Raw genomic sequence first — 8,835 nt, forward strand, 5'->3', positions numbered from 1 at the left:
TTGAAGACTTTGAGCAGGATGGCCCTAAGATTCTTATCATTTTAGACAATGCAAGTATTCATAAAAAGGCAGAGATTCTAGAGAAGATAGCGAAGGAGATGCCCAACATTGTTTTAGAATTTCTGCCACCCTACAGTCCGGACTATAATTTAATCGAGTTAGTTTGGCACTCTGCAAAGGAATTCATTGCCAATCGTCTATTTGAGTCGATTGAGGATTTAGAAGCGCTTGTTCATAACCTGTTGAACGAAGGGCAGCTTGTCATCAACTGGGATCGCAAGATCAAAAACAAAGGAAACACAATCAATGCAATTTAAATGCATATCAGCTTAAATCTAAGTTTTAATAAAATAAAAAGTATTTCATTTTTGAGAAATTTAAATAATCTCACCTCGCTAGATTTAAGTTTTAATCAAATCAGCGATATTTCATGCTTGTCAAGGCTTGAAAAATTAAAGTCCTTGAATTTATCTGTCAACCAAGTTCGGGAAGTACCCCGCTGGTTGGCAGAGGGTCAGCTATCTGTTGAAGTCGGTAGATCATTGGCCAGCTTTTCCTGCATCAATCTTCACCTCAACCCAATCGAAGAGCCGCCCCTGGGAATTGTGCACCAGGGCAATACGGCCATCCTTAACTATTACGACCAACTCGCCGCCCAGGGGCAAGATTACCTCTATGAGGCCAAAATGCTTATCGTTGGCGAAGGGGAAGCAGGCAAAACCACCCTGGCCCACAAAATTTCAGAGCCAAACTGCCCCTTGCCCCATGTGGATGATCGCACCCGTGGCATTAGTATTGGTACCTATACCTTTCCCTGCCGCCAGAAAGGCAACGGCCAAACCGAAACGCCCACCTTCCGCCTCAACCTGTGGGACTTTGGTGGCCAAGAAATTGACCGCGCCACCCATCGATTCTTTCTCTCCAAGCGCTCCCTATACGTGCTAGTAGCCGACAACCGCAAAGACGACACCGACTTTAACTACTGGCTCAACATCATCGAATTGTTTGCGGCGGATAGCCCCCTCATCATCGTCCTCAACGAAAAGGGCGAGGTGCCGCGCCACCTCAATCGGGCCGACCTGCTCAGCCGCTACCCCGACAGCATTAAAGAGATTGTGGCCGTCAACTTCAAAACCGCCGAAGAACCCGACCCTGCCAAAGCCCAGGAACGGCTCAAGGGCATCCACAGCCTCATTCGCAGCATCGAACATTGCGCCGAAAACCTGCCCCACATTGGCGAACCCGTCCCCGCCCGTTGGGTGGATGTGCGTGCCGCCATCGAGCAAGACGACCGCAACTACATCTATCGCGAACAGTTCGACGAACTTTGCCACCGCCAGGGCATCACCCACCAGCCCGACATCGATACCCTGCTAGGCTACTTCCACGACTTGGGCATTCTGCTGCACTTTGCCGACCGTCCGCTGCTGAGAGATCGGGTCATCCTCAAACCCGTCTGGGCCACCAATGCGGTCTATCGCCTGTTCGATGACGACGGCATTAAAGCCAAAGCAGGACGCTTCAGCCGCCAAGACTGCGCCGCCCTCTGGAGCGATCCCCACTATCGGCCCATGCACGATGTCTTAATCGAGCTGATGAAAAACTTTCGGTTGGTGTACGAGATTGACCACACCGGAAACCTGGTGGCCCCCCAACTGCTGCCCCCCAATACCCCCGCCTACCCCTGGGATGCCGCCCACAACAGCCACATGCAGTTTCGCTACGATGCCTTCATGCCCAAGGGCATTTTTTGGCAACTGGCCGTCGCCCTCTACCGCTACATCCCCAACCACGATTGGGTTTGGCGCAATGGCATGGTCATTCAGCGAGGCAACACCTGGGCCGAAGTGAAAGAAGACCTCAACCTGCGCCGCATTTCTCTGCGTTTCCGTGGCCCCAGCATTGCCGAATTTCGCGCCGTCATCATTGATGAGCTAGACCGCATCAGCCAGTCTTACCACCACCTGCGCTACGACAAAATGATTCCCTGCCAGTGCAGCGAATGCCGGGACAGCCCCGATCCTCACTTTTTCAAATATTCCTTCCTGAAAAAGCGCCAAGAAGCCGGAAGGAAATTCACCGCTGACTGTGAATTGAGCGATCAAGAAATTCCCATCAGCATCCTGCTCGATGGCTTTGACGTTCGAGCCATTCTAGATCGCGTACCCGACAAAAAAGGCCCAGAACCCACCCCGCCGAAATCGTTCGACCAACGCCCTACTCGCGCTGCTCTTCTCAAATTTTTGGTCGCCCTACCCGATCCCCAATTTAAACAGGTGTTGTTCTGCATTGATCCACCCGCTGGTCTGATGTCTTTAGGAGACCAGGCAACCCGTGCCGTTGAACTCCTGACCTGGCTGGAAGGGCCGACGGGAAAGGGCTATCCGGCCTTGCTGGAGGTGTTAGCTGATCTCGACATTGCCTTCCCTTGACCAAACTTCCAGCCTCGCCATTGAGCAAAAAATCCGCGACAAAGCCCTAGTACTCGGAGGCGGAAGTAGATCTACTATTTAAGGGTAGAGCGAAGGGAACCGAGTTGCCATGCCAAGACTTGCGGCTACCCCCATCAGGTTAACGACCGAAGAACAAACGGCCCTGGAGAAAATCGCTCGGCGACCGAGCACGGCTCAGCAGATTGCGCTACGAGCAACCATCGTCCTGCGAGCGGCCCAGGGTGCTAGTCATGGGGCGATTGCTCGGGAACTGGGGATTACCAAAGATACGAGTCGGCTCTGGCGCAATCGGTGGCTAGCGTTAAGTGCTCGTGAGGTACCCGTCGAAGACCGGCTCCAGGATGCGCCTCGACCGGGGTGCCCGCCGACGTTCACCTTAGAGCAAATCACTCAGTTGTATGCCCTGGCCTGTGCCCCGCCTGAGCAGTATGGTCGCCCCATCAGCCATTGGACGGATGCCGAGTTGGCCGATGAGATGATGAAGCAGTCGTTTGTCGATAGCATCAGTCCCCGACATGTCGGGCGATTGTTAGCCGAAGCCGACCTCAAACCGCACCAGACGCGCTACTGGCTCCACCCCCCCCGGATCCTGAGTTTGCCGCTAAAGTCACCGACATCTGCCACGTCTATGAGCAGGCTGCCGAGCGGGCTGAGCGCGGCGAATTGACCTACAGCCTCGACGAGATGACCGGCATTCAAGCTCTGGAGAGAACCATGCCCAATTTGGACATGAAGCCGGGGCGCTGTGAAAAGGTAGAGTTTGAGTATATCCGCCATGGCACCCAGACCTTAATCGCCTCACTGAATGTTGCCACCGGTCACATCGACCAAGCCAGCGTCGGGGACACCCGAACGGAGGCTGATTTAGACGCTCATCTCAGCGCTCTCCTCGGCCCAGCCCCCACTGCCCCCAAAATTCATCTCGTGATGGATTGTCTCAACACCCATCAATCCGAGTCCTTGGTGGGCTTAGTCGCTGAGCTTGAACCCGAGCCTATTGAACTCGGCGAAAAGGGTAAATCGGGCATCCTGGCCTCAATGGCCACTCGCTCGGACTTCTTGAAAGACCCCTCCCATCGGCTGGTCGTCCACTTCACCCCTAAGCATTCATCCTGGCTCAATCAAATCGAAGTCTGGTTTAGCATCCTGGTGCGCAAACTCCTACGCCGCTCTAGTTTCACCAGTCAGGCTGACCTCAAAGCCAAGATCCTCGCCTTCGTAGACTACTTTAATCGCACCTTGGCCAAGCCCTTCAAGTGGAATTACACCGGTAAGCCCTTAGTCTGCTGAATAATAGACTTATTTCTGCCTCAGATAGGGGTATGGGCAAGGGGCGTTTGTTGTGGTCAAGGGCAAACGCGCAGATACGCATCGTTAGCGACGGCTTCTCGACCCCTGGTGGCCACCTTGAGCCGTGGAATCCAGCGGCCCACGGATGACGCCGAGCTTACTTTCCAGCTTCAGGCTGCGCCAGAGTTGGGTGCCTGTAATCTGCCCCGCCAAAAGCTGCTGGTATTGCTGAATGGTGCGGCTGACCTGGGCCGGAGTTTCGTTGAGAAATTCCAGCCGTAGAGTCTTCGCACCGAGGGAAATCAACCGCTGGGCGTACTCTGCCCCGGTTTGGGCCACGCCGTTGAACAGCGTATTGCGACACCCGGCATCGGCCTGGAGAATGTGCTCGGTGCCCACCCGATCCCGCAGCTTCACCTGGTGGCTCTCGCAGGGGCGGCCACAGTCGCGAAAATCCTTACCCTCGGACAAAAAGGCGCAGAAGACGCAGTGCTCCATGTGGAACATCGGCATGTGCTGGTGCAGGGTAATTTCAAACCACTGGGGCGGGGCCGATTGCAGCAAATCCTCCAACTGGTCGGCATTGAGGTCGTAGGAGGCGGTGACGCGCTCTAGGCCGTAGCGCTGGATGAAGTAATCCGCCGTCAGAGCATTGGCCACGTTGAGGGAGAAATCTCCGATGCAGCGCTGGTCGGCAAAGTAGGCGAGGTGATCGTAGTTGCGCACCAAGTAGCCATCGGCCTCGGAACGCTTGACCTGCTCCAAAATGTAGGTTTCGCGGGGTTTGGTGATACGCGGTGGGGCCACCCACAACGTCTGATTGTTGTGGCGACGATTGGCCCGGAACCACTGCACCGTGGCGCGGTAGGTAGCGGGGTTTTCCCATTCGCAGTAAAGGGTGTCGATGCCGGATGCTAGGGCGGCTTCGAGCTGGGCTTGGGTGCGGACAAGGACGGCAAGGGTGGGGGAGTGGGGAGTCGGGAGTGGGGAGTCGGGAGTGGGGAGTAAGTCCGTGAGTTGAGCTGGGGAGGAAAGTTGCCAGCGGCGGGGCTGGGCGCGTTGGTGGTTTAGGGCTTCGACGATGGCGCGGCGGATGCGGTTGAGTTCGCTGACGGGCAGCATCAGGTCGCCGCTGAGGTGATTATCTAGGCGTCCTAAGCAAAAAGGCGTGTTGCCCAGTCGGCCCAACTGCTGCTCTAGGCGTTCCGTGGTGAGGGGGTTGGCTTCGGCAGCGACCAAGGGCATGGCGGATTCCGCCTGAACGATGTGGCCCAACTCATCCTGGGCGGTCAGCACTAGGGGTTGGCCAACTTCACCCTGAACGGTCACGGTAATGGGGCGCTGAAATTTGGGGGTGTCTCCGGCGTAGGTTTGGCGCAGTTCCTTATCTAGGGCGGGGTCGCTGGTCTTCCAGAGGCGATCTCCCACCCGAATACGGTTGAAATTCACCGCCTGTCGGCCAAACTCTAGAGCCACCTCCTTGCCCTTGGGGATGACCTGGTAGATACGGCCTCCTTCTTCTTGGGCGGCGGGGTTGCCCTGGTCAAACACCACGCCATCCCCCGCTTTTAGGAGCGCTTCGGGCTTTAGGAAAACTCGCCCCTCGGCAATGCGGCTGACCCGCCCCAGGTAGACCCCCCGCTTTTTGCCAAACCGACCGTGAACCAATGCCTGATTGTCGATACCCTCAAACCAGCCCGTATACAGCCCACGGGAAAAAGCCATTTCCAACTGGTAGCGATCCTCGGTTGATGCGTGGGCAACGGTTGGGAGATCCCCCCTGCCCCCCTTAGAAAGGGGGGTCTGATTCAAAGTCCCCCTTCCCAAGGGGGATTTAGGGGGATCCCCAGCCTTGGCCGCTCGCCCCTCATGTTCTGGATAAGTTGTATCGGGCTGAACACGCTCTGCCTGCAAACCGTCAGTGACCTTAGCAAACGCCGCATCAATGGCGCGGCGATAAATCCGGGTGACGTTGGCCACATATTCCGGCGTTTTGAGGCGGCCTTCAATTTTGAGGCAGTGAACCCCCACCTCACCCAGGGCAGGCAGCACGTCCAAGCCTGACAAATCCTGGGGACTGAGCAGGTATTGACGGTCGCCCAAGTCTACCTTTTTCCCATCGGCCATCAGGTCGTAGGCCATGCGGCAGGCTTGGGCGCATTCTCCCCGGTTGGCCGACCGTCCGCCTAGGGCTTCACTCGTCAAACATTGTCCGGAATAGGCCACACACAGCGCTCCATGCACAAACACCTCCAGGGGCACGGCGATGGCCTGATCTCGAAGCTGGGTCTGAATGCTTTGGATGTCTTTGATGGAACATTCCCGCGCCAGCACCACCAATTGACAGCCCAGATCCTTCGCAAAGGCGACCCCCGCCGCACTGGTCACGGTCATCTGAGTCGAAGCATGGATAGGGAAATTGGGCGACAGGTGTCGAATCAGCCGACAGAGGCCCACATCCTGCACAATGACGGCATCTACCCCCGCTGTGATGATGGTTTTGAGGTACTGCTCGGCCTCCGCCAGTTCCGCCGGAAACACCAGGGTATTGAGGGTAACGTAGCCCTTCACGCCGCGACGGTGCAAAAAGGCCATCAAATCGGGCAGGTCGGCTTCAGTAAAGTTTTCGGCCCGCATCCGCGCATTGAAGCGATCCAGACCAAAGTAAATCGCATCAGCCCCATTTTCCACCGCTGCCTTGGCGCAATCCCACTGCCCCGCTGGAGCCAGCAGATCAGGTCGTCGAATATCTGGGGTCGCCATGCCCTCCGAGGCCACACCAGGGTTAGGACGCGAATTCGATGACGGCAGAGCAGACATAGGACTGGCCAGAACGGGAAAATCGAAGGGGCAGGGACTCTGTTTAATCCTCTTAATCCTAGTCCTCGTCGCTCTCTGGTGTGTAGGTGGAGGCGATGGACAACTCCTTTAGTTGGGCTTCGTCCACGCCGGAGGGGGCTTGGGTGAGTAAGCAGCGAGCCTGCTGGGTTTTGGGGAAGGCGATCGCATCGCGAATCGAGTCTTCTCCGGCCATCAGCATCACCAGACGATCTAGGCCGTAGGCAATGCCGCCGTGGGGTGGGGTGCCGTACTCGAAGGCTTCTAGCAAAAAGCCGAATTTGTCCTTGGCTTCCTCGGTCGTGAGACCGATGGTGTCGAACACCCGCTGCTGCACATCGGGCTGGTAGATGCGCAGGCTGCCGCCGCCGATTTCGTAGCCGTTGAGCACCAAGTCGTAGGCCACGGCGCGGGCGGTTTTGAGGTCGGCCACATCATCGGGGTGGGGGGCGGTGAAGGGGTGGTGCAGAGCTTCGAGGCGCTGTTCGTCGGCGTTCCACTCAAACATGGGGAAGTCGGTAATCCACAGCAGGTTGAGTTTGCCTTCAGGAATCAGGTTCATTTCCTTGGCCACCGCCTGCCGCACCCGATCCAAGGTAGCGTTGACGATGGGGGTGGGGCCAGCGCCGAAGAGCAGCAGGTCGCCTTCTTGGGCGTTGGTGCGGCTCAGCAATTCCTGCATCTTCTCGGCGGGCAGGTTGTCTTTGATGGCTCCGATGGTATCCACCGCACCCTCGGCCCGCACCCGAATGTAGGCTAAGCCCTTGGCCCCAGATTCCGAGGCAATTTTGAAGATGTCGCCACCGGGCTTGATGCGGACGTTGGAAATTTGCTCGTTGCCGCCGGGAATGGGTAGCACCTTGACGATGCCGCCATCGGCCACCGCACCGGAAAACACCTTAAAGCCGCAGTCCTTCACCAGGTCAGACACATCCACCAGTTCTAGGCCGTAGCGGGTGTCGGGCTTGTCGCTGCCGTAGCGATCCATGGCCTCGGCATAGGTGAGGCGGGGGAAGGGAAGGGGAATCTCGATGCCCTGGACGGTTTTGAAAATGTGGGCCACCAGCGCTTCATTCAGGGCCAGGATTTCGTCCTGGGTCATGAAGCTCATTTCCATGTCGAGCTGGGTGAATTCCGGCTGGCGGTCGGCCCGCAGATCCTCATCGCGGAAGCAGCGGGCAACTTGGTAGTAGCGATCTACCCCAGACACCATCAACAACTGCTTAAACAACTGGGGCGACTGGGGCAGGGCATAGAATTCCCCAGGGTTCACCCGCGAGGGCACCAGATAATCCCGTGCGCCTTCGGGGGTGGATCGCGTCAGGATGGGGGTTTCCACTTCCATGAAGCCTTCTTGGTCTTCTAGGAAACGCCGAATGGATTTAATGACTTCGTGGCGCACCTTGAGATTTTGGGCCATCCGCTCCCGCCGCAAGTCCAAATAGCGGTAGCGCAGACGCAGATCCTCCCGCACCGATTCCGAATCCGCCGTGGAGACCTGGAAAGGCAGCGGCTTGCGAACGGCGTTCAGTAATTCAATGGAATCGGCATAGATTTCGACTTCCCCGGTGGGCAGCTTGGGATTGAGGGATTCCGCCGGACGCTGGCTGACGCGCCCGACAATTTTCACCACATACTCGTTGCGCAGCGGGTCGGCCTGGGGATAGGACTCCGGCGTGCGTTCCGGATCGCTGACAATCTGCACAACCCCAGTGCGATCCCGCAGGTCAACAAAAATCACGCCCCCATGGTCGCGGCGACGATCTACCCAGCCAAACAGGGTAACGGTGCTGCCAATGTCGCTGGCTCGAAGGGTGCCGCAGTAGTGGGTACGCATAGACTAACGATGGGGTGGACGCAAAATTCAAAACCTTCCCATTATCTAGGATAACGGTGAAGACTGACACAGCCTTTTGCGGAAAGTTGGATCAGAGGAGACCATATCTCAATCCCAGCGTCTACACAGAAGCCAATGGGCGAAGTGAGTGTACCCATGGAGAGACCTCTATCAACCTTCTCGGCAAACTTGCCCCTAAAACTATGTGGAGTTGTGTGATCGAGTGGAGTTGTGTGATCTATTTTATACAAGCCTTAAGTTTGTTGACCGTCTGCCCTCAAGTTCCTCTTGTCCGCAAGTACACATGCTTAGCTCGACTTTATCCATTTGATCCAAAAAGGAAAGCAGCAAGCAGAATTCAGATGAGGGTCTGAGGAACTTGCTGCGATGGAATTTATGTCGATGATGATAGCGTTT

Annotated in this window: 6 protein-coding genes; 4 read left to right on the forward strand and 2 right to left on the reverse strand. The window is 56.6% G+C overall.

Annotated features, from left to right (window positions below; genetic code table 11):
• The 4 genes from H6G62_RS24705 to H6G62_RS24720 form a co-directional block, all read left to right on the forward strand.
• A partial coding sequence (locus H6G62_RS24705) for a transposase (RefSeq protein ID WP_190492465.1) occupies positions 1–317 on the forward strand: 317 nt, incomplete at its 5' end.
• The gene (locus H6G62_RS24710) at positions 318–2,432 is read left to right on the forward strand and encodes a COR domain-containing protein (RefSeq protein WP_190500178.1); all 2,115 of its coding nucleotides are present in this window, start codon (positions 318–320) and stop codon (positions 2,430–2,432) included.
• A gap of 109 nt (positions 2,433–2,541) precedes the next feature.
• Complete coding sequence (locus H6G62_RS24715; protein ID WP_190500180.1) at positions 2,542–3,120, forward strand: helix-turn-helix domain-containing protein; 579 nt, start codon at positions 2,542–2,544, stop codon at positions 3,118–3,120.
• Positions 3,121–3,137: 17 nt separating this feature from the next.
• A complete protein-coding gene (locus tag H6G62_RS24720; protein WP_190500184.1) occupies positions 3,138–3,743 on the forward strand; it encodes a transposase in 606 nt (201 codons plus the stop codon).
• Between the two features lie 84 nt (positions 3,744–3,827).
• Here H6G62_RS24720 and H6G62_RS24725 read toward each other — a convergent pair whose 3' ends face one another.
• Both H6G62_RS24725 and aspS read right to left on the reverse strand, forming a co-directional pair.
• The gene (locus tag H6G62_RS24725; RefSeq protein ID WP_347239423.1) at positions 3,828–6,563 is read right to left on the reverse strand and encodes a DUF3656 domain-containing protein; all 2,736 of its coding nucleotides are present in this window, start codon (positions 6,561–6,563) and stop codon (positions 3,828–3,830) included.
• Positions 6,564–6,621: 58 nt separating this feature from the next.
• Positions 6,622–8,418 (reverse strand): aspartate--tRNA ligase, encoded by a 1,797-nt coding sequence (aspS, locus tag H6G62_RS24730; RefSeq protein ID WP_190500182.1) that lies wholly within the window; start codon positions 8,416–8,418, stop codon positions 6,622–6,624.
• Between the last annotated feature and the right edge of the window lie 417 nt (positions 8,419–8,835).

The organism is Phormidium sp. FACHB-1136 (assembly GCF_014697375.1).
In the GTDB taxonomy this organism is placed as follows: domain Bacteria; phylum Cyanobacteriota; class Cyanobacteriia; order Phormidesmidales; family Phormidesmidaceae; genus Nodosilinea.

What these genes read in the sequence shown, in the direction of transcription:
- H6G62_RS24710 (WP_190500178.1), top strand. Translation starts at nt 318, where the DNA reads ATGCATATCAGCTTAAATCTAAGTTTTAATAAAATAAAAAGTATTTCA.
- H6G62_RS24715 (WP_190500180.1), top strand. Translation starts at nt 2,542, where the DNA reads ATGCCAAGACTTGCGGCTACCCCCATCAGGTTAACGACCGAAGAACAA.
- H6G62_RS24720 (WP_190500184.1), top strand. Translation starts at nt 3,138, where the DNA reads ATGACCGGCATTCAAGCTCTGGAGAGAACCATGCCCAATTTGGACATG.
- H6G62_RS24725 (WP_347239423.1), bottom strand. Translation starts at nt 6,563, where the DNA reads ATGTCTGCTCTGCCGTCATCGAATTCGCGTCCTAACCCTGGTGTGGCC.
- aspS (WP_190500182.1), bottom strand. Translation starts at nt 8,418, where the DNA reads ATGCGTACCCACTACTGCGGCACCCTTCGAGCCAGCGACATTGGCAGC.